Raw genomic sequence first — 25,699 nt, 5'->3', positions numbered from 1 at the left:
ATTACCATGGCCTACCCTCTTTTTGAAACTCACTTTATTTTTTTGGCGTTGTGTCATCCATTTTTAGTACAGCCATAAATGCTTCTTGAGGTACTTCAACAGATCCGACTTGCTTCATCCGTTTTTTACCTTCTTTTTGCTTATCAAGAAGTTTACGTTTACGGGAAATGTCACCGCCATAACATTTTGCCAGAACGTTTTTCCGCATCGCACTAATCGTAGAACGAGCGACAATTTTCTGACCGATCGCCGCTTGTATCGGCACTTCAAATTGCTGTCTAGGGATTAGCTTCTTTAATTTTTCAACAATGACTTTCCCACGTTCATAAGCAAAATCATTGTGAACGATGAAGCTTAATGCATCCACTGTCTCTGCATTTAGTAGAATATCCATCTTCACTAGCTTAGATGGCTTATATCCGATTAATTCATAATCAAATGAAGCATAGCCTCTTGTATTTGATTTCAATTGATCAAAGAAATCATAAACAATTTCAGAAAGTGGAATCTCATAATTGATGCTGACGCGTGTTTCATCTAAATATTGCATGTCGATGAAATTCCCGCGTTTGTTTTGACAAAGCTCCATAATGGCGCCGACAAATTCAGTTGGTGCCATCATTGTCGCTTTTACATAAGGCTCTTCAACATGTTCGATTTTTTGTCCCTCCGGCATATTAGCAGGGTTATCGATTTTCAGTTGCGTACCGTCTGTCATAACGACATCGTAGATAACACTTGGCGCAGTCGTAATTAAATCGATTTTAAATTCACGTTCAATACGCTCTTGAATAATTTCCATGTGAAGCAATCCTAAAAATCCACAACGGAAACCAAATCCGAGGGCTTGAGACGACTCAGGTTCGAATTGCAAAGCTGAGTCATTCAATTCAAGCTTTTCGAGAGCATCACGCAAGTCGTTAAATTTCGCTGAATCAATTGGATACAGACCACAATACACCATTGGATTCAGTTTACGGTAACCAGCAAGCGCTTCAGTTGCCCCATTCTTAGCATTCGTAATCGTATCCCCAACACGTGTATCTCCTACATGTTTAATGGCAGCTGATAAAAAGCCTACATCCCCGATATTAAGTTCATCAACAAGTTGAGATTTCGGTGAAAAGACGCCAACTTCTGTTACATCAAATTCCTTGCCCGTCGCCATCATTTTTACTCGATCGCCGACTTTTACTGAACCGTCAATCACACGGATATAAGCAACAACGCCGCGGTAGGCATCATAGATGGAGTCAAAGATCAGCGCTTTAAGCGGTGCATCTGGATCTCCTTGTGGTGCTGGAACTAGTTCAACAACCTGCTCTAAAATATCCTCAATCCCAATACCAGCTTTTGCAGAAGCAAGAACCGCATCTGATGCATCCAGGCCAATGACTTCTTCAATTTCATTTCTAACCCGTTCAGGATCAGCACTTGGTAGGTCAATTTTATTAATAACAGGAATAATTTCGAGATTATTGTCTAATGCCAAATACACGTTAGCAAGGGTCTGTGCTTCTATTCCTTGCGCGGCATCGACTACAAGCACAGCACCTTCACAGGCTGCTAAGCTTCGGGAAACTTCGTATGTAAAATCGACGTGCCCCGGTGTATCAATTAAATGGAAAATATACTCTTCTCCATCCTTCGCATTATACTTTAATTGTACGGCGTTCAATTTAATCGTAATTCCACGCTCACGCTCTAAATCCATCGAATCGAGCAGCTGACTCTTCATTTCACGTTGCTGCAAGGCATTCGTCTTTTCCAAAATACGATCTGCCAACGTCGATTTCCCATGGTCTATATGAGCAATGATGGAAAAATTTCTAATTTTGGATTGTCTTTTTAATTTTTCTTCTCTATTCATCACGTTCACTCCTACTTCTCGACACAAATACACTGTTTTACATTATAACAAGAGAAAAAGCAATGTTCAAGGAAAAGCGGAAGCGCCTTGGTCAGCCCCGACAAGCATAAGGCGAGTAAGTGAGATGGAGAGCGGGTTTCTCTCCATCTCACTTACTTGGCTTATGACCTCGAGGGGCTAGGCGCTGGAGCTGGACTGTTGGAAAAGCGGAAGGCGCGGATTTGGGATCTTGTTACACTATATTCCGCTCTGGGTTGATTACACAGGATTTTGGCGGGATTGCTCTTCATTCTGGAGTGATTCAATGTAGTTCTGGCGCGATTTCTAGGTTTTGTACGACACAAAGAGACCTCGCACTTTAAAGCATACTGAATTTAAAGTGCGAGGCCCTATACAATTTATCTAGAGATCCGAGATGAATTGAAACGCTTTTTTAAAAACACTAGAAACAGCCTCACTCATCCCCTTCCCTACTGATGAGAAAAAATTATAGGCTTTCATTTCTTCAAGCTTTTCTTTTTTCTTAGCTAAATCATGACTTGTAACTGTTTCTCCAAGAATGGACGCATGAATGTCTCCTTCATCTGACTCTGTAACCGTAAAAGCATTATAGAAAGAAGGGTCATTATAGCCTTTCATTTTTTTCATTCCCGTATTCGCTTGTTGCATCCCGAGCAACACTCCGAAGAACAAAACTAAGACAATTAAGAAACATTTAAAAGAAAATCGAAGCACAAATGGCACTCCTTCCTATTACTTTTTCTCCGTAACCGGTACATTAACTTCCTTCGCATCCCAGTAAAATTCACTAAAAACATTGGCAAATGCATCAATGGTTAAATACATTTCTTCAAATGTATTGTCAACACCACCCACTTCAAGTAACATCGCATTCCCAGAGAGATCTTGATTGTAGACACCATTGTTCCCTTTGCCACCTTGTTTCAAAACTCCCCTTGATAATCCAGGATACTTTTTCTCAATGGCATGATGAAGCTTTGTAGCTAACGCAATATTTTTCTCAGGATTCGGATTATTCGAACCGATGACAAAGGCAATTTTGGCGTATTGTTTCCCATTAATCGTAATGGTTGTATTCTTTTTTCTTTTAGAATCACGATGAATATCAATTAAATAATCTAAATCACGATTATTATCCATCGCACTTACAGCAATCGAGCGTGATTCCTGGTAGGACTTTGTATATTTTAGCCCTTTTTTATTAAGGTTAGCCTGTACATCTGTTTTTTCAAGAGAAGAACCGATTCCTTTACTTTCTAAATCCTGAAGCAGTTTCAATCCAAGCTTCGTTATGTTGATTTGTGAATGATAGGCTAAATTCGGAGCAGTAACATCTTTTAAGTATGGTAAAAACGATTCTCGATTATGAGAATGGTAAATATAGACGACCTTTTTTCCATCTGTCGTCATTGCAGGTGTTTTTACAGGCTCTTTTGCCGGTTCAACGATTCCATCTAAATTTTGTATCGATGCTTCTCGTTCATCATTTAGAACGTCATTCGGTGGCGAGGATTCATACGGCATATTCGTATAATTCGTCCCTTCACCTGCTACCAAAATCTCGCTATCAAAAATCGAAAACCCTGGAAGCTCTCGACCTAGAAGGCTACGCGGATCATCTAAAGATATATTCGCTGATAGTTTTAATACTTGCTGCGTGATATTCGAACTTGACTTCCCTTCAGGTAATGCTGAAAAAAAATAATGATTTTCATTTGCTAGTAATGAATACAACATTTTCCCTGAAATTTGATCGGTCATTGCATTCACAGACTCCGAGGATAGCCGATATTCAGGACGTAAAGAAGTCATGACTCCAATTATTGAAAATAGCAAAACCATCATGACGAGAACGGACAAAAACCCTTTTATAATGGTAGCTCCGTGGACAACTGTGATTATTCCGCCTGATCGGTTTCTTTTCATTTTTTCACCCTCTCTATTGCTTGTCTCCTATAAATATGACTTTAATAGAGAGAGTAGAACTATCAGTTTAAAAGCATGCTTTTACCTAGTATAGTACCCTGTGTTGTCTTGATTGATTGATCCGTGCAACGCTGCATTCAAGCCATTTGCAATCAAGTTCGCCATATCTTCTATAAACACATCTACTTCTTTTGGCGTCACCATAAGATTATGACCAATTGGCGACAATACCTCATAAATTAGCTTGCGCTTTTCGTCATCTGGCAGTGTCCCGACGATGCCGAGAAAAGTTTGACGGTGCGATTCGTCAGGCAAATCCGCTTCTGTCAGCTTCTTCTTTTTTCCAAAACTGAAGCCTGCTGGTGCCAGAGCCCTTGATGGTTGATCTCCCTCTCTCAACTCTTTCCCAAAATGCTTTAAAATATAATCAATCGTGTCACTTGTAATCGATACCGCATCCACAACAGTCGGAACGCCAATCGCAATAACGGGAATGCCAAGTGTATCCTCGCTCAATTCCTTTCGCTTGTTTCCCACACCAGAACCTGGATGGATGCCCGTATCGGTAATTTGAATAGTAGAGTTCACTCTCTCAATTGAACTCGCGGCCAGAGCATCTATGACAATTAGAAAGTCTGGCTTACTTTTATCAATCACTCCTTGAATAATATCGCTTGTTTCAATCCCAGTAATCCCCATAACACCAGGAGAAACTCCGCTCACTGGACGAAATCCTTCCTCAACAGATTCTGGCTGCAATTCGAATAAATGCCTTGTAATAACTAGATTCTCAACCACTGCAGGTCCTAATGCATCAGGCGTTACATTCCAATTTCCCAGTCCCACAACGAGACAACTGCTTTCTTTAGAAATATTTCTTGCTTGTAAAAATTGAGCCAGTTCTTTTGCAAACACTTTTTCTACCATTTGTTGAGTCTCTGTATCTTGCTGGCGAATTCCTTGCACTTCAATCGTTAAATAACTTCCCTTTTTCTTACCGATTTTCTCGGCACCTTTCTCTGTCACCTCGACAAGGGAAATTTTTAAATCATTCTTATTTTTTTCTTTAATGATCACTCCTTCAATTTTTGAAATATCCTTCTCACCTGAAACCCCTTTGTGAGCTGCGGCTAATGCGGTAGCTTCCACTGCAAGATCCGTTCTTATCGAATACTGGCTTAAATCCAAATTCTTTTCCATTTTGACCTCCGTTATTTGTAATGGTAGTTGTCTTAAGAAGAATTGTATTAGTTTTAAAGAGGTGGTTCCGCTTTTCTTACTGTCTAGCTCCACCACCTAGCTTCCTCCGAAATAGGGGATTTCGCTTTTCTTATTACCATTCTGCTAATATTTCTTTTTTCTTATTCATTTTTTTGGTACAATACTCTATAACGAGATAAAGTTTGCTTTTAGCGTCAATTATTCCTTTTGAAGGGTATTGCATTATAGAATGCATTCTGATAAAATATCACTTGTGCTATTTAAGTATAGAACTGATAAGTCGAGTTCATATAATCTCGATTTCTTAATGTAGGAGGTGAACGGAATGCCAAATATTAAATCTGCTATTAAACGCGTGAAAACAAACGATTCTAAACGCGTTCAAAACGCTACTGTAAAATCTACAATGCGTACAACTATTAAAAACGCTGAAGCTGCTCTAGCAGGCGACAACGCTACAACTGCAAAAGAAGCTCTTTTAATAGCTGCTAAAAAATTAGACAAAGCTGCATCTAAAGGATTAATCCATAAAAATGCGGCAGCCCGTAAAAAATCTCGTTTAACGAAAAGGCTTAATGCTTTAAACGCTTAATCAACAAACGAATGAACGATCCCCTGGATCGTTTTTTTACAGGCAAAAAAGGTGTCCGTTCATTCGGACACCTTTTTTCAATTTTTCAGCAAAACCCAAGTCAACACTTCGTATCTTTAAGAGTTAGCCCATTTTCAGCATTAACAGTTCAAGCGTAATGGCTTTATCGCTTTGTCCTGTCTTCATTTTATAATCCGCTTCAGCTAGTTCATGCATAATCGTCATCAATTCACTTTCACCGAATTTCCCGGTTTTTTCAAGAGCGAGCTTCACTCGATACGGGTGAATTTTCATGGAACCTGCGATTTTTTGCTGGCTGTAGCCTTGTCTTGCCAGTTCCTTGACTTGATAAAGAAGGCGTACTTGCCCAGCCATCACGCTCAATATTTTAATCGGTTCTTCATTTTGGCGCAGCAAGTCATGAAAAATAGTAATGGCACTTTCAATTTTCCGCTGTAGTAAATGATCGACTAGTGTGAAAATGTTTTGTTCCAATGATTTCGCCACTAATTTTTCTACAATCACAGCATCAATTCTTTTTTCTTCCCCTACATACATGGCCATTTTATCTAGTTCATTCGTTAACATCATTAAATTTGTCCCAGCCAATTCAAGCAATAAATCGATTGCTTGCTCGTCTATTTGAATCTGTGACATCGCTGCTCTATCCCTGATCCACACTTTTAGCTCATGTTCGTTCAACTTCTTCGCTTCAACAACAACAGCCTTGCGCTTCAGTTCTTTTGTAATTTTCTTCCGTTCATCCAATTTTTCATACGGTGCCGCAATGACTAAAATGGAATAAGGAACAGGATCAGCTAAGTAGGCTTCCAATCGTTTCACATCATGCTCAACCTTTTGTTTTTTATCACCTGCTGTCAAAAAGAAAGGATTTTGAACAAATACAAGACGACGCTCACCGATAAACGGCAGCGTTTCTGCATCCTCTAACGCTGTTTCTATCGGTGTTTCTTCAAGATCATATTGCGAGAAATTGAAATCAATTTCATCTCCAAGGAGAGCATGCTGCATCAAAAGCTGCTTCGTTTCGTTAATCAAATAGGATTCTGTTCCAACCAATAAGTAAATTGGCGCAAATTGCTTCTTTTTAATACTTTTCCAAACGTCTACTACCAAGAAATACCGCCTCTTTTTATGTAATCTCCCTCTTATCGTATAGATAACAAGAGACTTTGACAAGCTATTTAAAGGTAAACATTGATGCAACTAGGATAGGACAAGAGGCCGCTGCCGAGAATTAGCCCCACAAAAGAATGCGTATGTTTCTTTTTAGAAAATCCCCCCGAACTTTAGGGAATTGGCCTCGTGTTGACCAATTCCCCACTTTATATAAACGCTGTCAAGTAAGTTCCCGGGTTTAACTTTCTCTCAAGCGGTATTTGATACATGATAATAAGTCATGCGTCTTTCTTTGCTTTGTACATTTATTTTAGCCTCTTAAGCCAAAACTATTTGTGACAACTCTTGTCAGTATAGGAAGTTGATTTTCTACAAAAAAAGACGTATTACTTCTTACGAGCTGCTAATCCCGAATTACTACTGAAGGCATCAGAAACCATTTCATTAAATACCATATTTTGAAAATGGTGTCCTAGATTTTTTCTTTGTAATCGCTTATACTATTAAAGAAATAGGAGGGGTATAAATGAACGAATTTGAAAAAAATTTGCAACCGAGATCAAACGATGTAAATGACTCTGCAATAGGTTTCATCGTTTCATTTGTGTTTTTTGCCGTTATTTTCGGAATTGCTGTAACCGTTCAGGTTATTGGTTCTTAATCTGGTCTACATAACAGCTCTCCAAACAGGCACAAAGACTGGGACTGCGTTTAGCAGTTCCTTTTTTTGTAAAACAGACTTGTTTTTCTTATATACTCCATCCTATGGCAACGCTGTGGAAAAGGTTCCATTTCGTTTCTGATAATACTGATAAGAAATGGCTCCATGTAGGTCCGTTCTGTAGACAGATATTCCTGCAGTGCTTAATATATCTAGCACTTGTTGATGCGGATGACCGTAACGATTATTCACACCAGCTGATATGACAGCTATTTTTGGCTTCAGACTCTCGATGAATGTGACAGACGAAGATGTTTTACTTCCATGATGACCAGCTTTTAATATGTCAACGGCTAACCCGGGATATTCCTGAATTAACGCTTGTTCCCCTTGCTCACCAAAGTCACCAGTAAACAACCAGCTTACCCCGCCCATTTCCGCATACAATACAATCGATGATTCATTCACGTCCTCCTCATCCCTGTATGGATTCAAAACGTAAAATGCAGCTTCACCCACTGACCAATGATCCCCGCGTTTTACAGACGTAACCTCACTCCCTGACACAAGGGCTGTTTGTATGAACTTCTTATTTTTATAAATTTCTTCACTCCCACCGCCGATGACAATTTTCTTCACGTGAATATTCTCAACAACATCATCCGCACTACCGATATGATCTGCATCTGGATGGGTCAAAATAAGCAAATCGAGTGTATGGATTCCTTTGCTTTTAAAAAAAGGGATTACGGTATCCTCACCAGTTGAATAGGTTTTCCGCCTATCTTTCCATGCCTCCTGTTCAAAACTAATCCTACCGCCCGTGTCAATTAAATAATTTCCCTTATTGAAAGGAAGCTTAATGAAAATCGAATCGCCCTGACCAATATCAATGAAGGTCACTTCCCCATATGGAGACAACTTCTGGATATTATATTGCAATAAAAGCAAGAGAGTCAGGACAAGAAATAAAATCTTTGTTTTTCGGTGATTATCCAAATCCCACACGGCAAACAAGGCAAGTATCAAGATAATTATCAATAAAAGAATGGGGAATGCAGGCTTGCCAAAGCTAATATAAGCAAATGGCAGGTCCGCTGTAAACCCCGCTATCGCATTACATAACACAAAGCTTTCATTTAGAAAAAACAGCAGAAATTCACCGAACGGATTCGTAAGAAGATGTATAAGTAGAACAAGGATCGAAAACGGCAAGAGAACGACAGAATAGATCGGAATAAACATCACATTCAAAAGCACACCGATTAATGAAAACTCAAAAAAGTGAAACAGTAAAATCGGAATGGCCGCAAGCTGACATAGAAGACTGGTAACAAGGAGTAAAACAAGTTGATTTTGAATTCGTCCAAAGATTCTAAGCGACATGATAATGGAAAAAGCAACAGAAAAGGAAAGCTGAAAACCAATATTGTAGAGATGGTTCGGGGCGTATAAAAGAAGGAGCAAATAAATACTGGAAATTGTTTCAGAGGCAGAAATATGCTTTTTGATAAAAGAAAGTAGAAAGAATAACATCGCCATGAAGCATGCACGAAGAACGGAAGGACTTGCACCAGAGAGGATGATATATATCGGCAAAAACAGGAGCATGACGAGAGACATCTTTTCTCGTGTTATACCGACCCGGATACCAAGATAAAAAATCATACCTGTTAAAAAACTAACATGCAATCCTGAAATCGCTAACAAGTGAACAATGCCCAAACGCTGATAGTCTTTTAGCTCTTCTTCATCAATCAACTTCTGCTCTCCAAATAGGAGGGCATTCACATACCCACTTGACTCTTTGGGAAAATGCTCATTTACATAGGATATCCCCTTATTCCTAAAATCCTGAATGACTTGCTTAGCGGTGTGTTTTTTTAATATGCATTTCGCAAATTCAATCGAATCCGCTTTAAGAACCCAATGAATACTTTGTCTTTTTAAATACAGCTGATAATCAAAGCTATTAAAATTGCGCATTCCACTCGGTACTTCCAGAACGCCCGCGACAGGACAAGACAAAGCAATTTCCATATGTTTTTGCAAGTCTATTTTTTCAAACTCAGAAGAAATCTTATACCGTAGCTGGAGCTTTTCGTTATGCTCAGCTGTCACAAAGCCTTTCATCATATCTCCGTCAATGTCGATTGAATCCGTAAAAGTAATCGTGAAGTTTGTTTCCATACCTGAAAGTTCCGTACGGTTGTTTTTTTCAGAAATAGTCGCACTGAGGAAAAATAGCAGAAGGACAAAGAGGTGAAGAGCTAAGATTTTGCTAGGAATTTGAAAATAAAGGAAGCCATAATAAAGGAACGCACAAACAAGCCATTCCCACCCGAAATAAGTGAAAGCTGTTACGCCAAATGTGGCAGATACGGCAGCGAATATGAGTTGTTTCGTCATAAGGCCTCCTTCAACTTAAAAGAAGAAGACTAAAAAGGGGTATCTCGTCCAAAGTGATCCGGATCATGTAATCAAAGTTGTCGTTTTCCCCCTTTTAATTTTTAGTCACTCTCCATCTTTTTTTAATAAAGTGAAACTTCAATCAGTGGGGGATTCTTCATCCCCCGCTGATTGTTAGTCCCGTTCTAGAGCCGCTACTATCTCCGCTTCGATAAATCGACTTTACGAACCCGATTGGTTCAACTAAATCTCTGCTCACGCATAGGTAAGTTTCACTGTATCTCACCAATCGGGCTTTTACGGGCAGTTATTCTCCACCTACGCTTCTTCGATTCCTCGAAGCCTTGAGGTGGGGGTATTACTGCCCGTTGATGCGAGATAAAAATAGTCGTTCTGCCTGTTTCTGAAGTTCATTCACTCGTTCAATCGAACCGCCAGCTTCTGACAGTGCGGTTAATAAATCAGCAACAAGATTTTGTTTTTCCTTACCTTTTAGGTCAATGATTTCCTCTGTTAAAACCTGTTCAACTGTAACACCCGCTTGCTCGAAAAGCTCTATAGCGTAAGGATGGTTTTTATAATTTTTTGCATAATAAACCGCCTTGATTCCCGCTTGTATTAATGATTTACAGCATTGCAAGCAAGGAAAGTGTGTGACATAAATTTCAGAGCCTTCAGTCGGTACACCGAACTTGGCACATTGTAAAACCGCATTCATCTCCGCATGAATCGTCCTGACACAATGATTATCAATCACATAGCAGCCATCATCGATGCAATGCGTGCCACCAGCGATTGAACCATTATATCCACCGGCAATGATTCGTTTATCACGGACAATCGTTGCGCCAACCGCTAATCTTGTACATGTACTTCTTAATGCTAATAAATGACTTTGCGCCATAAAATATTGATTCCAACTAATTCGATTCAACATACATTCCCCTTTTTCACTTTTAGTAGCCGAGAAGAAGATATCCCCAAAGGGTCTGACCTCGTACTCTATACACAGTATAGAGTCGTTGCGGGGTCTGACCGGACAGACCCCTTTCCGTAACCAGCAACACGTGTAGATCAGAAAACCAGAACTTTTTTTGAACAACCTATTCCGACATTGTCTACATTTTACCTTCTCTTCCCCCATTTGAATAGCTGATTATTTTACCTTTATCGAATCCTTTAATTTTTCAAACGTTTTATCGCCGATTCCCGATATCTTTTTCAAATCTTCCACACTTTGAAACTTCCCGGTTTTTTCCCGATAGTCGATGATGCTCAGTGCCTTTGATGGGCCAACGCCCGTTAATGTTTCCAACTCTGCTTGTGTCGCCGTATTCAAATTTATTTTTCCGTCAGACGAACCTCCCAAGGATGTCTCCGGACCTGTTATTACCCCATCTACACTCTCATCACCAATTTCCGGTACAAGGATGACCATTTGATCTTCTACAACTTGTGCTAAATTCACTTGATCTTTATTCGCTTCACTTGTGAAGTCTCCAGCATCTGCAATAAGGTCAATCACTCGATCACCGCTATCTGCGATATAGACGCCAGGACGGTTAACCGCTCCTTTCACATCTACTTTAATGATAACCTCTTCTTGTTCCTCTTCCTCCTGCTCTAACGGTTCATCAAACATACCGCCCCCATCAGAAAAAACAGCTGCCGTTTCCTTAGGTTCCGGCTTTGAAGTTTGAAAATAAGCAAAAACGAGTAATAAAGCAATTCCTGCTACTATACCGATGATTATTTTCTTTTTTCCTTGAACGTCCATTGAAATCACCCTTCATTTTAATTTTCGTCATAACCAAGCAATTGGTATCATAGAGTTTAGGAGTAGTTCCGTTTAGTAGGAGGTGGCAAATTTTGAAAATTGGTGTAATCGGAACAGGAAATATGGGGACTGTTTTACTTGAATCATGGCTGGAAGCAAAAGCAATCACAGAAGAAGATCTCATCATCACGAACCGCACTCTAAAAAAAGCACTCGCTATCCAGTATCAATATAAAGGCGTAACCGTGGTAAATACCGCGGCTGATGTTGCAAAGCATGCTGATGCCCTCTTTGTCTGTGTGAAGCCTTTGGAGGTTTTGCCGGTAATTCAAACCATCAAACCTTATATAAATCAAGACAAATGTGTGATCTCGATTACAAGTCCAATCTCAGTCGACCAACTTGAATCTCAATTGGATTGTTCTTGCGCCCGCTTCATCCCAAGCATTACCAATCGCGCTCTTTCTGGTGTATCTTTACTCAGCTTTGGAAGCCAATGTCAAAGTGTTTGGAAAGAAACGATTACCGCATTAGCAAATAGTATGTCCGAGGCGGTGATCATTGAAAATGAAATAACACGGGCTGCTTCTGATATTGTGAGCTGTGGACCGGCATTTTTCACGTATTTAGCAAGAAAATTTATCGATGGGGCTGTTCAAACAACAAAAATAGACGAAGAAACGGCAAGGATCTTAACAGAAAATATGGTAATCGGCTTAGGGGACTTACTTAAGAAAGGCATCTACACTTTACCAACACTACAAGAGAAAGTAATGGTAAAAGGCGGAATTACTGGTGAAGGAATGAAAATTCTTGAAGCAGAAACAGGAGAAATGTTCGAGCATCTTTTCATAGCGACAAAGGAGAAGTTTACAGAAGACATTGAAGAAGTGGAAAAACAATTTAGGGCACCTTATTAGTATTCGTCATTGAATGTAGAAATCCTTTTCTTTTTTTAATTTTTATAAGAAACATCCATGAGCGTCTGCACGCAACCCAACGATGAAAAAGGTTCAGGTTCTCCAATTGCATCATCTTATGAAGGTGGCGGTGTGGAGCTGATTTTGCGAAGCCCCGCCCCTTTTCCACAGAAAAGAAAGGCTGTCCAATATCAATTGGGTCTGTCCCCACATCTACTATAATCGTTTATACGACGGAAACGATTATTGAGTGTGAGGTCAGACCCTTTTCACTACTTATTTCTTCTTTACTACAAATAAAATCCGCTCGGTTTGATCGTGAATCGGTTCATCCTCTAAGTCTAACAGCTCAAGCACTTCAAAACCGCACTCTACAAGCTTTTCCTGATAAAAAGAAATAGGGTATGTGCGTTGATAATGGTATTCATCAAAGCGATCATACAGGCCATTTTCGGGATCACGGACAAAGAAACTTAAATCGTGTTCCACACTATAGGGCTCTTCTCCTGCATAACATTCCCAAATATATGAAACCTCTTCATCACTTATCGCAAATGTTTGGTTTTGAAACACATGCTCCATTTTATAGATGGAATGGATATCAAATAAAAACAAGCCATCCTGTTTCAGATGAGCATGAACAGAGCGAAATGTTTCCGAAACATCTGCTTCCTCGCGAAGATAATTTAAAGAGTCGCAAAAAAGGGTTACACAATCATAAACGCCAAGCCCGAAAAGCTGTGCCATATTTTGTTGATAAAACGGAATGGAGAGTCCTAATAAAGTTGCTTTCTCATTTGCAATTGCCAGCATTTCCTCTGATAAATCCACGCCGGAAACATGAAAGCCTAGCTTTGCCAGTTCTACTGTAAACTCACCCGTACCACATGCAAGATCAAGCACGTTTTGGCCACTTGCCTCGTACTGGGTCATTTTTGATAGAAGGAGCTCAAGCCATTTCTCATAAGGAGCATCCTTCATCAGTTCATCATACACATAGGCGAAGCGTTCATAACTCATTGGCTTAATTCGCTTTGCAAGTTCTCGATTGGAGCATCTCCCCATAGACGTTCAAGATTGTAGTACCCTCTTTCATCACGATGGAATACATGAGCAACCACATCCCCCAAATCAACAAGGATCCATTTTGCCTCGTCAAAGCCTTCCATGCGTCTTACTTCAACGCCATTTTCTTCTGCTTTTTGTTTCATTTCACGAGCAATCGCTTGGACCTGCTTATCAGAATTACCATGACAAATTAGAAAATAATCTGCAATCAAAGAAATTCCTTTCATATTTAATGCAAGAATGTCCTCTGCACGTTTATCATCAGCAGCCGTTGCTGCCGTTATTAATAGCTCTCTTTCAGTCATCAAATCTTCTCCTTATTGAGTTGTTCAAAGGTCCGAAAAAGCTTGCGAATTGCGGCATTGCTCCTCAATGTCCTTTTGAACCCTCACTTATGTTGTAAAATTAAAGCATTATAAAAATGAAACGTATCCGGGTACACCGCTTGGTTATTTTTCACCAAAAATGCAAGCGTATTGGAAACAGATTGTAATAACGCCGTATCCAAACTTTCTTTCGCCAACTGCCGTACTTCTGCTACACCAGGAAAAGAACGTCCCGGTTCAATATAATCCGCTAAATAGACAATCTTGTCAAGTAGCGTCATGTTCACTCTACCAGATGTATGGTGGGAAATAGCAGCTAACACTTCCCGATCGGTAATGCCCACTTCTTTTTGCACTAGGTACGCACCAACTGGGGCATGAAGCAGCTCGTCGCCATATTCAAGTAACTCAGAAGCCATATTCTCAGAGATTACAATCTCCTTCATTTCTTCAATCGGACGGAATTTCGCATAATCATGGAAGATCGCAGCAAGCTCCGCTTTTTCCTCATCTGCTCCATACTGTCTAGCAAGTTTAATCGCCGTTTCCATCACACCAATTGTATGCACGTATCTTCGTTCTGTCAGCTGTTTTTTTACGATTTCCAGCGCTTCCTCACGTTTCATACGATCCATTTCCTTTCATATATTCCCAAACTTGATCAGGAACTAAATAACGAATGGTTTTCCTTTGCTTGACCCGTTCCCTGATTAAAGAGGATGAAATCAGCATTTCAGGAATATCTACCATCTCCACAGGATAATTTGTAGAAACCTCATACCCCGGCCGCTTGACGCCAACAAAGGTAACAAGCTCAACCAACTCATCAATTCGATGCCAGTTTGGTAAATATTCAATCATATCTGCACCAATGATAAAGTAAAATTCTGTATTCGGCTCACGGTCAAGGAGGACTTGTATCGTATCAAACGTATAAGACGTACCTTTTCGTTCTAACTCGATCGTTTCTAGTAAAAATGACGAGTGAGAGTCGATCGCAAGCTTAAGCATCGCAACACGATCATCATCTGGGACATCGTCTGTTTTTATTTTATGCGGCGGCGTGTAATTGGGCATAAATCTGATTTCATCCAATTTTAATGCATCCAGCACTTCATTCGCAATAATCAGGTGGGCAATATGTGGCGGGTTAAATGTACCACCAAGGATTCCGACCTTTTTCATACTCAAGGCAGCTTGATTTGTTTATTTTCTCTAGATTCTTTATACAGCACAATCGTATTGCCGATGATTTGTACAAGCTCAGCACGTGCTCCCTTTGATAGCGCCATACCTACGTCATCTCGGTCTTCATCACAGTTTTGCAGCACACTTACTTTGATTAATTCCCGTACTTCTAATGCTTCACCGATCTGTTTAATCAGATTGTCATTGACGCCACCTTTCCCAACTTGAAAAATTGGATTAAGATGATGTGCCTTTGCACGTAAAAATCGTTTTTGTTTACCTGTAAGCATTTATTTTCCTCCTAATGTCGTTCGCATGATGTTTTTCATTCTAGTTGTATCCGGAGTAATCCCTGTCCAGATTTGGAAAGCTAAGGCAGCCTGGTAGACCAACATGTCCAATCCGTTTTGAACGTCGGCACCTTTTTGCTTTGCTTCTTTTAATAGCTTTGTTTCCAGTGGGTTATAGATAATATCACTCACAAATGAACCCTCTGATAAATTTCGAATGCTAAATGGCATTTCATCCAGATGGGGACTCATTCCAGCAGAGGTCGTTTGAATAATCACATCATAATCTGCTAACTGCTCTTCTGCCTGTAAGAGCGTTAGAGCAGTTGATTGTTTTTCAAATGGACAATCCGCTATTAGCGCTTCCGCCTTTTCTAACGTCCGATTCGTTATATCGACGGAGATAGCACCGTGCGAAAGCAGCGTAAAATAGATGGCTCGCGCTGCGCCACCAGCTCCAATTACTAAGATTTTCTTCTCTGTTAGATTTGAGATTTGATCAGATAGCGCCTTATAAAAACCCATTGCATCTGTATTATACCCGATATACTTGCCATCCTGATAAGAAACAGTGTTAACTGCACCAATTGTAGCAGCAAGCTCATCTATCTCGTCAAGATAGGGAATGATGGTCGTTTTATGTGGAATGGTGATATTAAAGCCGGCAATACCAATCGCTTTCATTCCTTTTACCGCATCACTCAAGTTTTCTGGCGTTATATGGAATGGATGATAGATACAATCTAGCTCTTGATGAGTAAAAGCATCGTTTTGAATCGCTGGTGATATCGAATGCGCAATCGGGTCCCCTATAACTCCGTAGATTTTTTTCATCCTTTTCCCCCTAAAACCTCTCTAGTCTATCTAACTAAAATGATTCTTTGCTTCGTTCTTGTTAAATTAAAGATTTTCGTAAAATCACATTAACACCCTTTGGAACATGAGCAACAACTCTTGCACCTGGCTCATTCACCGTTACCCAGCCAAGACCTGAGAAGACAATGTCCATTTTCCCATCTTTAATCGAAAATTCATGAGCAACCAGTTCAGGAAAATCAGCCATACCTTCTCTGCGTGGAGGAGTTAAAAGCTCGCCTGCATGATTTTTATATAATTCATCCGCTTTTTCAAGCTTTGTACGGTGAATATTCAATTCATTGGATAAATAGCATGTGAAAGAACGGCGACCGCCTGACACATAATCCAATCGAGCCAAACCGCCAAAGAATAATGTTTGTTCTTCATTAAGCTGATAAATCTTCGGCTTAATTTCTTTTTTCGGTGTGATGAATTTTAAATCACGTTTATCGACATAATGAGCCATTTGATGATGGTTAATGATGCCTGGTGTATCAATCAATGCTTTTTCATCATCCAGCGGAATTTCAATAATATCAAGCGTCGTTCCTGGGAAATGAGATGTTGTAATCACATCTTCCTCTCCGCTCACTTGTTTGATCAGCCGATTGATGAATGTTGATTTACCAACGTTTGTACACCCAACAACATAGACATCTTTTCCGTTCCGATACTGTTCGATCGCGGATGCTGCTTCTTGAATTTGATTACCTTTCTCAGCACTCACCAATAACACATCAACTGGATTTAAGCCAAGCTCTCTAGCAGACTCCTTCATCCAGTGAATCAATCGATTATGCTTTACCGATTTCGGTAACAAGTCTACTTTATTGCCAATCAATAGGACATCATTAGAGCCAACAAAACGATGTAACCCAGGCAACCAACTGCCATTAAAATCAAATATATCCACGATCTTCACAATTAATGAATCAGTTTGACCTACTTGATTCAAGATCTTTAAGAAGTCATCATCTGTCAGAGAAACATCCTGTACTTCATTATAATGTTTCAATTTAAAGCAGCGTTGGCAAATGATCATTTCTTTTTCCAACGCTGACTTAGGCGTGTACCCCAAAGCTTTCGGGTCTTCGGTTTGGACTTTCACTCCACAACCGATGCAAGCTAGTTCTTCCTCGTGCATTACTTCTGATTGTCCCATTCTATCATTCCTTTTCTTCTGAAAAATGCCAAAATCCGTCTTTCTATTTTCCGATTAAACTTCGTCCAGAATCCATCTGTCTGTACAACCGGCACGACAAGGATCGTATGAAAGCCGCCTCGATTTCCACCCAACACATCTGTCATCAACTGATCGCCAATCACCACGGCCTCTTCTCGCTTAATGCCCATTTGTTCAGCCGCTCTGCGAAAAGATCTGCTCATCGGCTTACGTGCAAGTGAAATAAACGGGATCTGAATCGGATCAGAAAAGGACTTTACTCTCGTTTCATTATTATTCGAAACAATAGTGATTAAAATCCCGTGATTGCGCATGGATTCGAACCACTCGATTAATTTAGGCGTTGCTAAAGGCCTGTCCCATTCTACAAGGGTATTATCTAAATCTGTAATAATTCCCTTTACGCCTTTTTTTTTCAAGTCTTCAGGCTTTATCTCAAAAATGCTTTTCACATGTTCATTTGGTAAAAATAATTTAAGCATGATTCACCTCAATAACCTCTCTTGAATTACTGTTCAACCCTTTTCTTGTTTGTTACAACAAATTTCTAAAAGAAAACACGCTCTCTTCTTTAGTCTTGCCGTAAAGTTCCATCATAATATAAAAAAGCAGCGCTGGAAAGCAGCAAACCTAATGAATTTCGCTATTGCATGACCATTTACGATCCATCCATCCTATTCATATATTACGTATATTCCCAAAAACATTTCGACAAATTCTTTAATTATTTTCATTGTGGATAAAGTTATACACATTATCCCCTTAGATTAGCAGACCAAACAATCATTTATAAACAAAATACCCACAACTTATCCACGTCCATTGTGGATAACTAGAACGATTGTTCTCGATTACTTTTTCTGGTAAGGTATGACTATACCATAGATCACTTACCACTATATGCATGTGAAATAATTTTTATTCCTAGGAAAAAAATTGGAGGTGACCTGCCTTAGGGCATGCCAATGAATAAACTATCAGATGATTTATTAATCGAAGCTTATTTCAAAGCCATAAAACTGAAGTTAAGTTCAGACTTCATCATTTTAATCGAAACAGAAATCCAACGAAGATCTTTAACTCACAAAATTAGAGGTTCTTTAGCATAATGGATTTTAGAGGATGTCTCAAAAAAGGAGCCGACCTCACACTTTATACACCGTTAATTGTATGATTTACACTTCATATGAACGAGATATATTAGTTGTGGGGGGTCTTGCCTTTTCGATATAGACTCCCTCTGCTCAACCCTTTACCTTCCCAATTCGTTCTCCTACTTTCACTTCTTTTGGAACAATCAAATCTTCTCGTTTCTCAAAACTGCCTTTTTCAAAAAGCAACACAACCGTTGAACCAAAGCTGAAATAAGCAAACTCCTGACCTTTTTTTAATTGATTAGCTTCATCTGATATAACGATGGAGTTCACAAACATCGCACCAACCTTTACAATAGCAACATGTGCCAAATGATGCTGAACCTCCGTGATATTTCGATAATTCTTAGATAAAGGTGAACGACCATATTTCATGCCCAGTCGATTCACTGGATAGGATTTCTCCCCTTTTATCCACCGTTTCGTAACGTTCCCTGAAATTGGTGCATGAATCCGATGATAATGGCTCGGACTTAAATAGAGCACCGCAAAGCTGCCACCAACATACTTCTCGAAAACAGCTGTATCATCCAGCATTTCCTCGATTGAATACGTTTTTCCTTTGACCACAATCTCTTTATTCATAGTAATTAAACCATAATCCTCAAAAACACCATCTACAGGACTAACGACAGAATTAGGCTCTGAATCAATCACTCTTACGCCTTCTTTCAGCCTACGCGTAAATAAATCATGTAGAGTAGGATAAGTTGTAACGTTCTGCTCGCTTTCCTCGTGATTAATTTGAAAGATTTTCACAAAGGAAGGGATCACTGCGCGGCTCTTTGTAGACTGACTAAACTTCCGCAAAGTGCCTGAAGTAACTCTTCCATTTGTTAACTCAATAAATAGACGATATAAAGATTGATACAAACACCACACACCACCATTTGTTAAATAATAGAAATAATTCTCGCATAAATTGTATCAGAAATAATATGATTATATAATCAATACTTTTAACAATACAGGAAGGGAGTGGATGATTTGTTTTTCCTGCATGCTTTGGATCTTACGTTAAAAAAACTGAAAGCACAAACGGCAAATATTATTACCCTTCTAAATTTATCACTTGGCGGATTTGCAATTATAGCTGTTTTAACGAATCAATTGAATCTTAGTCTTCTATTAATCTTTCTAGCCGCACTTTGCGATCGCTTCGATGGGATGATTGCACGAAAATTTAATATTGAATCGGCGTTAGGTAAGCAACTCGACTCTATGTGTGATATTATCTCATTTGGCGTCGCTCCAGCCTTACTTCTCTATCAAGGAATCATCTTTGATTTTGGAGCACCAGGCAGTTTCTTCACTGTTTTTTATATTGGCTGTGGAGCTTTTAGGCTAGCCCGTTTTAACATCAGTGAAAACAATGGCTATTTTACCGGATTGCCCATTACGGTAGCTGGCTGCCTATTGACATTAAGCTTCCTTGTAATTCAGTACGCTCCGCCCGTATTTTTCTTATTCTTCATGATTATATTATCTTTACTCATGATCAGTCCATTTAAACTTAAAAAAGTCTAGAATAATATCAGAGGTAGTTCAAAAAGTCCGGTAAAATCGCGTACGTCATGACGCGCAACACAGAAGTCAGCACATTGTGATCGTCCGAACGTAGCAGGTGTGAGGTTACACACTAAAACCCATAAAAATATTCTTCTTTGAATAAAAGGGCCTGCTCCCGAATTTCGATATACCGTTTAGCGATATACCACTAAATAGTATATAAAGTGCGAAGTCAGACCCTTTTTGCTTAAAATTCTTTGATTATGCTTGTTTCACCAGTGGATCCGTCAACTCAAAAAATTCCTCAATATCTTTAAGACAAGTGCCAACCGCTTCTTCCCAGAATTCACGTCCTAACAAGTTTACCCCTAAATGTTTGCTTGCCAAATCTTCAACCCGCATTGAACCCGTATCTTTTAGAAGGGCGATATACTTCTCTTCAAATTCTTTACCTTCTTTTTGCGCTTTCGCATATATACCGAGCGAGAATAAATATCCGAATGTATAGGGAAAATTATAAAACGGTACACCAGTAATATAGAAATGAAGCTTGGATGCCCAGAATGTAGGGTGATATTCATCTAATGCCTCTCCATACGCTTCTTTTTGGGCATCAATCATCAATTCATTCAATTTAGCACTACTTACTATTCCTTGTTTTCGTTCCTCGTAAAAACGTGTTTCAAATAGAAAACGCGCATGAATATTCATTAATAAAGCAACAGTACGTTGAATTTTGTCTTCCAAAAGCGAAATACGATCGCTCTCTGACTTCGCTTCTTTTACAGAGGCATCCGCGACAATCAGTTCAGCAAACGTAGAAGCCGTTTCCGCAACATTCATTGCATACGCACGGTTTAATGTATGTGTATCTTTAAGCGCATATGAATGAAAGGCATGTCCCAATTCATGCGCTAAAGTTGATACATTAGACGGCGTTCCGGAATACGTCATGAAAATCCGGGATTGACCAGACACAGGAAACCCTGTACAAAATCCACCTGGGCGTTTATTCGGACGATCTTGTGCTTCGATCCATCCTTCTTCAAACGCTTTTTTCGTAAAACTCTCTAACTCACTGCCAAACTTTCCAAAATGCTTTAGGATAAATTCAGCACCTTCCTGATAACTCATGACACTCGTTTTTGCAGACGTTGTAATCGGTGCATCCAAGTCAGCCCAGCTTAATTTTTCTAATCCAAGCAGTTCTGCTTTTCGTTTCAGAAATCGGACAAGTGGCTCTTTATGTTCTGCTATCACAGACCACATGCTGTCCAATGTTTGCTTGGACATCCGATTGATTTCAAGTGGTTCTCTATGTACGTCCTTCCAGCCGCGTTTTTCGTACACACTTAAGCGAAACCCAGCTAGATGATTTAACACTTTAGCCAATACATCGCTATGCTCTTTCCAAGCATGTTCCCAAGCAGTAAAAATCCGCTTGCGCACATCTTGATCAGGATCTGAAAATTTATTAGCTGCTTGCCCTACAGATAATTGATTCACTTTCCCATTCTCCTCAAATGGGATGTGAATCGTACTGACAACCGTATCATACAGTTGGCTCCAGCCATGATATCCATCCACTGCCAATGCATGAATTAATGATTCCTCTTCTACAGAAAGCTTCTCCATCGCACGTTCGCGACGTTCATTCAATATGTATTTTAATTCTTTTAATGGTTCTTTTTTTAGTAGGTTTTGGAAAAACTCCTCATCCAGAGTGACAAGTTTCTGATCAAACTTCGTTAATGCATTCTGGAAGATGGCGCTTTGCTTCGTTATTTGACCGCGTAATTCATTCGCTTTCTGATCTTTAACATCTTGTGCCTCTAAGCAGCTTACAAACGCTCCTGCTTGGCGCATTTTTTTACCCGATTGTCCAAATAACTCCATAGCAGTTTCAAGCAAATGCTGATCCTGCTCTACAGATTTCACCTTCCAGCCACTTACTAACCTATCAAATTCGCCTACATCCACTCGTAATTGATCTAAAAAAGCGGTAAATTCCTGTGAAGCGCTTCCACCCTTAAAAAACACATCTAAATCCCAAGTTAACGGATATGCCATAGATCCTACCTCCTTCTTTTTGATACTTCTATTATAAAGAACTTTTCAGAATTTTTCTAACTTAAAGGTGGTATTCCGCTACTACATGACATACTTTAGTAAAAAACGCCAATATTCACTTGAACCTGTTTAAGGAAAATGTCTATTTTTCTTTCTGACATTCATGAAAATTCATGGTAAGATAGAAATAATTCAAAAGAAAAGGGGGCGGGTTACAGTGAAAAGATTATCCATTCTCATACTCGCCTTATTTTTACTCGGAAGCATTCAACATTCTGCGGTTAGCAAAATCCATGGCGGACTCACAGGACCTAGCCTACATAAGCATTTCAAAATGGTTGAAGAAGATCCCACAGTAGCTGTTGAACTTCAGATTGAAGCCATGCAGTTTATACCTGATTTCAGCTTAATGGATTTTACTGCAGTTGTTCTAGCAGTACTCACGCTATTTCTCTATAGCTTATCCTTTATTAAGCTCATCAGACGTTATGTCCTACAAGGTCCCGTCTTTTACAGATCGAATTACCTCATCTTAACTCCTATATTTTTTATTAGATAAAATAAAAAATAGGGGAGTGGACGAAATGGTATTTCGTTTCATTATGATCGCTTTATTTTCATTGACAGCATCTAGATTATTCCTTTATCAAGGTACTGAAATCTACCATGCCATCGTTGAAATGTTTAAAACCAAATGAACGAGCTACAGAGCGTGAAGCATTTGCTTTACGCTCTGTTTATTTTTTATGCAATCCATCAAATGTTCTAAATCCCAACAAGCATCTGATTAGGTAGCTACAGCTTATTTTCACTTATCCACCGCGTCGTTTCTCTTTTTCAGCTCGGTAAAACTCATGAAACATTTTCATTAATGCACGCTTTTCGATTCGTGACACATAGCTTCTTGAAATATTCAGTTCTTTGGCAATTTCCCGCTGAGTTTTTTCCTTTTTTAAGTCCAACCCAAATCGACCGACAATCACTTCTTTTTCACGTTCATCTAAAATATCAATATATTTTTTTACCTTTTCAATTTCCATATTCAACTGAATCGTGTCAATGACATCTTCAGACTCAGATTTCAGTACATCAATTAAACTAATTTCATTTCCTTCTTTATCTTGGCCGATTGGATCATGAAGCGATACATCTTTTTTTGTTTTCTTAGTAGCTCGTAAATGCATGAGTATTTCATTCTCAATACAACGTGCCGCATAGGTCGCAAGCTTCGTTCCTTTTCCATCCGAATAACTCTCGATTGCTTTGATTAGTCCAATCGTGCCGATGGAAATAAGATCTTCCGTATCTTCGCCCGTATTTTCAAATTTCTTGACAATATGGGCGACTAGCCGTAAGTTATGCTCAATCAACATATTGCGTGCCTGGGCATCTCCTTCGGCCATTAGCTGTAAGTATTTGCGTTCATCCCCCGCTGATAACGGCTGAGGAAAAGCATTGTTCTTTACGTATGATACGAGCAAATAAAACTCTTTAACCATATAACCTAATGCAGTTAAAATATCCGGCATTCTCACACCCCCAGAGTTTCTCGTCATTCGCCTATATCTAATGCTTATGCTAGAAGGGACGTCTTTGTGTCTGTACAACTTAATTTCACTTTCATTACGCATTTTGTGATGCGTCTCACAGATTTCTAAATTCAGTGATAATGGGCAATATCCTATACACCTCGTCTTCACGAAGCATACAGTATAGGGGGAATTTCTATCCTAATTGGAGGTGATTTCATGGGTTATGGATATCCAGGTGGCGGTTATGGACCATACCAATCTTATCCAGCATTTGGACCTGGTATGGTGCGCGGAAGTTATGGCCCAGCGTATGCGTTTTTCATCGTACTTTTGATTCTTCTCTTAATCTTTGGATTCTGGTGGTTTGTTAGTTGTGGTCCTCTTGTCTGTTAATGAAAAAGGAGCAAATGCATTTGCTCCTTTTCTTTAACGAAAGGGTTAGACCTTACTCTACTATCTATCGTTTGTGTGATATGTAAGTAACACAATAAAAGGGGATTAGTGTGAGGCCCAGACCCTGCAAGAATTTTAATCTGAGTCCACTGTTACTTCTGTTGCAACCACAATGCCAATAACAGTGATGACAACGAGCACCATTACAATCGAAAACATGGCATACACTCCTTTTACTTGCCTACTTTAAAAGGTACCACGTTTTCCTTGACCAGAACGGTGTATATTATGAACAAATTTCATCTAATTGGTGGCAAAATTGTGAATGAATTTTACAATCATTTAAATCTTTGCTTGCCCGAGATCTTTCTTGCCCTGATTTGGGTCCCAAAGATACAGGTAAATCCTGATTTTACATAGTAGTATGCTCCTAGCAATACGTACTAGGTTCTGTTTAGTTTTGCAAGGCTTGTTTTAAATCATCAATTAAATCGCAAGCATCTTCAATTCCTACAGAGATGCGAATCAGTCCATCTGTAATCCTTAATTCAGCACGTCGATCAGCAGGGATGGAGGCATGTGTCATAAGGGCAGGGATGGAAATCAAGCTTTCCACAGCACCAAGACTTTCAGCAAGGGTAAAATATTTCACTTTACTTAGTACATCTGCCGCTTTTTCGGCACTGCCGACATCAAAGGACACCATACCGCCAAAGCCGCGTGCTTGTTTCTTGGCAATTTCATGATTTGGATGGCTTTCAATACCTGGGTAATACACTTTCGATACCGCTTCATGTTCAAGCAGGAAGTTTGTGATTTGTTTCGTGTTCCTTTCCGTTTCTTCCATGCGAAGTCCAAGTGTTTTGATGCCGCGAATTAATAACCATGAATCCTGTGGCCCTAAGACGCCTCCTGTTGAGTTTTGAACAAAGTGAAGTTCCTCTCCAAGTTTCTCATCATTCACAACGGCAAGACCGGCTACAACGTCACTATGACCACCAATATACTTCGTCGCACTATGAAGCACAATATCTGCCCCAAGTGTAATCGGATTTTGCCAATACGGCGTGCTAAAGGTATTGTCTACAATCGTAAGCAAGCCATGTTTCTTCGCGATGTTTGCTGCCCCTGCAATATCGGTAATTTTCAAAGTAGGGTTTGTTGGCGTTTCTATGAATAAAGCTTTTGTGTTCTCTTTGATATTTTCTTCAATGGAATCTAGATCACTTGTATTGATGAAAGTTGCCTCTAAACCAAAACGATTTAATACCTTCGTGATGACACGGTAGCTGCCACCATACACGTCATCCGTGATTAACACGTGATCACCTTGCTTAAACAACATCATAACCGCGGTCATTGCCGCCATCCCTGAACCAAATGCAAATCCTCGTTTTCCTTCCTCTAGGTCACTAATTAATTCTTCTAGGGCATGACGCGTCGGATTCCCTGTGCGTGAGTATTCATACCCACGATGATTTCCCGGACCATCTTGTTTATATGTGCTCACTTGATAGATGGGAACAGAAACAGCACCTGTCTGTTCATCTCCAAAAATGCCGCCGTGAATTAACTGTGTCTTTTTTTTCAT

26 protein-coding genes and 1 pseudogene are annotated in these 25,699 nt (G+C 39.6%); 7 read left to right on the top strand and 20 right to left on the bottom strand.

Annotated elements, in window-relative coordinates; genetic code table 11:
- Window positions 1-34: 34 nt before the first annotated feature.
- From lepA to gpr, 4 genes are all read right to left on the bottom strand, one after another.
- A complete protein-coding gene (gene lepA, locus ACIQZI_RS04660) occupies window positions 35-1,870 on the bottom strand; it encodes a translation elongation factor 4 (protein WP_062177840.1) in 1,836 nt (611 codons plus the stop codon).
- 402 nt (window positions 1,871-2,272) lie between these two features.
- Entirely contained in the window at window positions 2,273-2,605 is a 333-nt protein-coding gene (locus tag ACIQZI_RS04655) for a YqxA family protein (protein WP_062177837.1), read from the bottom strand.
- Between the two features lie 18 nt (window positions 2,606-2,623).
- A complete protein-coding gene (gene spoIIP, locus ACIQZI_RS04650) occupies window positions 2,624-3,817 on the bottom strand; it encodes a stage II sporulation protein P (protein ID WP_403069955.1) in 1,194 nt (397 codons plus the stop codon).
- Between the two features lie 81 nt (window positions 3,818-3,898).
- Window positions 3,899-5,017 (bottom strand): GPR endopeptidase, encoded by a 1,119-nt coding sequence (gpr, locus tag ACIQZI_RS04645; protein ID WP_403069952.1) that lies wholly within the window; start codon window positions 5,015-5,017, stop codon window positions 3,899-3,901.
- Window positions 5,018-5,363: 346 nt separating this feature from the next.
- Between gpr and rpsT the strand changes: the two genes are divergently transcribed.
- On the top strand, window positions 5,364-5,630 hold the full coding sequence (gene rpsT, locus ACIQZI_RS04640) for a 30S ribosomal protein S20 (protein WP_062177831.1): 267 nt from the start codon (window positions 5,364-5,366) through the stop codon (window positions 5,628-5,630).
- Between the two features lie 123 nt (window positions 5,631-5,753).
- Here rpsT and holA read toward each other — a convergent pair whose 3' ends face one another.
- Window positions 5,754-6,767 carry a DNA polymerase III subunit delta gene (gene holA / locus ACIQZI_RS04635; RefSeq protein WP_403069948.1) on the bottom strand — a complete coding sequence of 338 codons (1,014 nt, stop codon included), beginning with the start codon at window positions 6,765-6,767 and terminating at the stop codon, window positions 5,754-5,756.
- Between the two features lie 529 nt (window positions 6,768-7,296).
- Here holA and ACIQZI_RS04630 point away from each other — a divergent pair.
- Complete coding sequence (locus ACIQZI_RS04630) at window positions 7,297-7,431, top strand: YqzM family protein (RefSeq protein WP_082674969.1); 135 nt, start codon at window positions 7,297-7,299, stop codon at window positions 7,429-7,431.
- 102 nt (window positions 7,432-7,533) lie between these two features.
- On the opposite strand, the gene ACIQZI_RS04625 is transcribed toward ACIQZI_RS04630, so the two are convergent.
- From ACIQZI_RS04625 to ACIQZI_RS04615, 3 genes are all read right to left on the bottom strand, one after another.
- Complete coding sequence (locus ACIQZI_RS04625; protein ID WP_403069944.1) at window positions 7,534-9,840, bottom strand: DNA internalization-related competence protein ComEC/Rec2; 2,307 nt, start codon at window positions 9,838-9,840, stop codon at window positions 7,534-7,536.
- A 358-nt stretch (window positions 9,841-10,198) separates the two neighbouring features.
- Complete coding sequence (locus ACIQZI_RS04620; protein ID WP_062183045.1) at window positions 10,199-10,774, bottom strand: ComE operon protein 2; 576 nt, start codon at window positions 10,772-10,774, stop codon at window positions 10,199-10,201.
- 222 nt (window positions 10,775-10,996) lie between these two features.
- The gene (locus tag ACIQZI_RS04615; protein WP_403069941.1) at window positions 10,997-11,617 is read right to left on the bottom strand and encodes a helix-hairpin-helix domain-containing protein; all 621 of its coding nucleotides are present in this window, start codon (window positions 11,615-11,617) and stop codon (window positions 10,997-10,999) included.
- A gap of 92 nt (window positions 11,618-11,709) precedes the next feature.
- Between ACIQZI_RS04615 and comER the strand changes: the two genes are divergently transcribed.
- Complete coding sequence (gene comER, locus ACIQZI_RS04610; RefSeq protein WP_403069938.1) at window positions 11,710-12,537, top strand: late competence protein ComER; 828 nt, start codon at window positions 11,710-11,712, stop codon at window positions 12,535-12,537.
- A 573-nt stretch (window positions 12,538-13,110) separates the two neighbouring features.
- Here comER and ACIQZI_RS04605 read toward each other — a convergent pair.
- From ACIQZI_RS04605 to ACIQZI_RS04570, 8 genes and pseudogenes are all read right to left on the bottom strand, one after another.
- A pseudogene (locus ACIQZI_RS04605) lies at window positions 13,111-13,518 on the bottom strand (class I SAM-dependent DNA methyltransferase); the annotation flags it as partial.
- A gap of 35 nt (window positions 13,519-13,553) precedes the next feature.
- Entirely contained in the window at window positions 13,554-13,910 is a 357-nt protein-coding gene (gene rsfS / locus ACIQZI_RS04600; protein ID WP_062177812.1) for a ribosome silencing factor, read from the bottom strand.
- Between the two features lie 83 nt (window positions 13,911-13,993).
- Complete coding sequence (yqeK, locus tag ACIQZI_RS04595) at window positions 13,994-14,557, bottom strand: bis(5'-nucleosyl)-tetraphosphatase (symmetrical) YqeK (protein WP_062177810.1); 564 nt, start codon at window positions 14,555-14,557, stop codon at window positions 13,994-13,996.
- Complete coding sequence (locus tag ACIQZI_RS04590; RefSeq protein WP_403069933.1) at window positions 14,547-15,116, bottom strand: nicotinate-nucleotide adenylyltransferase; 570 nt, start codon at window positions 15,114-15,116, stop codon at window positions 14,547-14,549. The genes yqeK and ACIQZI_RS04590 overlap by 11 nt, the downstream gene beginning before the upstream one ends.
- A 2-nt stretch (window positions 15,117-15,118) precedes the next feature.
- Window positions 15,119-15,409, bottom strand: coding sequence for a ribosome assembly RNA-binding protein YhbY (gene yhbY, locus ACIQZI_RS04585; RefSeq protein ID WP_062177804.1), 291 nt, complete (start codon window positions 15,407-15,409; stop codon window positions 15,119-15,121).
- Complete coding sequence (gene aroE, locus ACIQZI_RS04580; protein WP_403069929.1) at window positions 15,410-16,243, bottom strand: shikimate dehydrogenase; 834 nt, start codon at window positions 16,241-16,243, stop codon at window positions 15,410-15,412.
- A gap of 61 nt (window positions 16,244-16,304) precedes the next feature.
- Window positions 16,305-17,411 carry a ribosome biogenesis GTPase YqeH gene (gene yqeH / locus ACIQZI_RS04575; protein ID WP_403072033.1) on the bottom strand — a complete coding sequence of 369 codons (1,107 nt, stop codon included), beginning with the start codon at window positions 17,409-17,411 and terminating at the stop codon, window positions 16,305-16,307.
- Entirely contained in the window at window positions 17,411-17,932 is a 522-nt protein-coding gene (locus ACIQZI_RS04570; RefSeq protein ID WP_403069926.1) for a YqeG family HAD IIIA-type phosphatase, read from the bottom strand. Before ACIQZI_RS04570 ends, yqeH begins: the two co-directional genes overlap by 1 nt.
- Before the next feature lie 483 nt (window positions 17,933-18,415).
- On the opposite strand from ACIQZI_RS04570, the gene ACIQZI_RS04565 reads away from it, so the two are divergent.
- Complete coding sequence (locus ACIQZI_RS04565; RefSeq protein WP_062183039.1) at window positions 18,416-18,559, top strand: sporulation histidine kinase inhibitor Sda; 144 nt, start codon at window positions 18,416-18,418, stop codon at window positions 18,557-18,559.
- A gap of 135 nt (window positions 18,560-18,694) precedes the next feature.
- Here the strand turns inward: ACIQZI_RS04565 and ACIQZI_RS04560 are convergent, their stop codons facing one another.
- The gene (locus ACIQZI_RS04560) at window positions 18,695-19,477 is read right to left on the bottom strand and encodes a phosphatidylserine decarboxylase (RefSeq protein ID WP_403069923.1); all 783 of its coding nucleotides are present in this window, start codon (window positions 19,475-19,477) and stop codon (window positions 18,695-18,697) included.
- A 114-nt stretch (window positions 19,478-19,591) separates the two neighbouring features.
- Here ACIQZI_RS04560 and pssA point away from each other — a divergent pair, with 114 nt between their 5' ends.
- Entirely contained in the window at window positions 19,592-20,131 is a 540-nt protein-coding gene (gene pssA / locus ACIQZI_RS04555; protein ID WP_062177792.1) for a CDP-diacylglycerol--serine O-phosphatidyltransferase, read from the top strand.
- Between the two features lie 243 nt (window positions 20,132-20,374).
- Here pssA and ACIQZI_RS04550 read toward each other — a convergent pair whose 3' ends face one another.
- Window positions 20,375-22,183 (bottom strand): M3 family oligoendopeptidase, encoded by a 1,809-nt coding sequence (locus ACIQZI_RS04550; protein WP_403069919.1) that lies wholly within the window; start codon window positions 22,181-22,183, stop codon window positions 20,375-20,377.
- 217 nt (window positions 22,184-22,400) lie between these two features.
- Between ACIQZI_RS04550 and ACIQZI_RS04545 the strand changes: the two genes are divergently transcribed.
- Entirely contained in the window at window positions 22,401-22,742 is a 342-nt protein-coding gene (locus ACIQZI_RS04545) for a hypothetical protein (protein WP_403069916.1), read from the top strand.
- Window positions 22,743-22,995: 253 nt separating this feature from the next.
- On the opposite strand, the gene sigK is transcribed toward ACIQZI_RS04545, so the two are convergent.
- The gene (gene sigK, locus ACIQZI_RS04540) at window positions 22,996-23,712 is read right to left on the bottom strand and encodes an RNA polymerase sporulation sigma factor SigK (RefSeq protein ID WP_403069913.1); all 717 of its coding nucleotides are present in this window, start codon (window positions 23,710-23,712) and stop codon (window positions 22,996-22,998) included.
- Between the two features lie 219 nt (window positions 23,713-23,931).
- Between sigK and ACIQZI_RS04535 the strand changes: the two genes are divergently transcribed.
- Entirely contained in the window at window positions 23,932-24,108 is a 177-nt protein-coding gene (locus ACIQZI_RS04535; RefSeq protein ID WP_172796816.1) for a hypothetical protein, read from the top strand.
- A 454-nt stretch (window positions 24,109-24,562) separates the two neighbouring features.
- Here ACIQZI_RS04535 and ACIQZI_RS04530 read toward each other — a convergent pair whose 3' ends face one another.
- Window positions 24,563-25,699 carry a bifunctional cystathionine gamma-lyase/homocysteine desulfhydrase gene (locus ACIQZI_RS04530; RefSeq protein ID WP_062177780.1) on the bottom strand — a complete coding sequence of 379 codons (1,137 nt, stop codon included), beginning with the start codon at window positions 25,697-25,699 and terminating at the stop codon, window positions 24,563-24,565.

Source organism: Peribacillus sp. NPDC096379 (genome assembly GCF_044762875.1).
In the GTDB taxonomy this organism is placed as follows: Bacteria; Bacillota; Bacilli; order Bacillales; family DSM-1321; genus Peribacillus.
The sequence above is the reverse complement of the archived record's forward strand: the minus strand, read 5'-3'. Positions and strand labels throughout refer to the sequence as shown.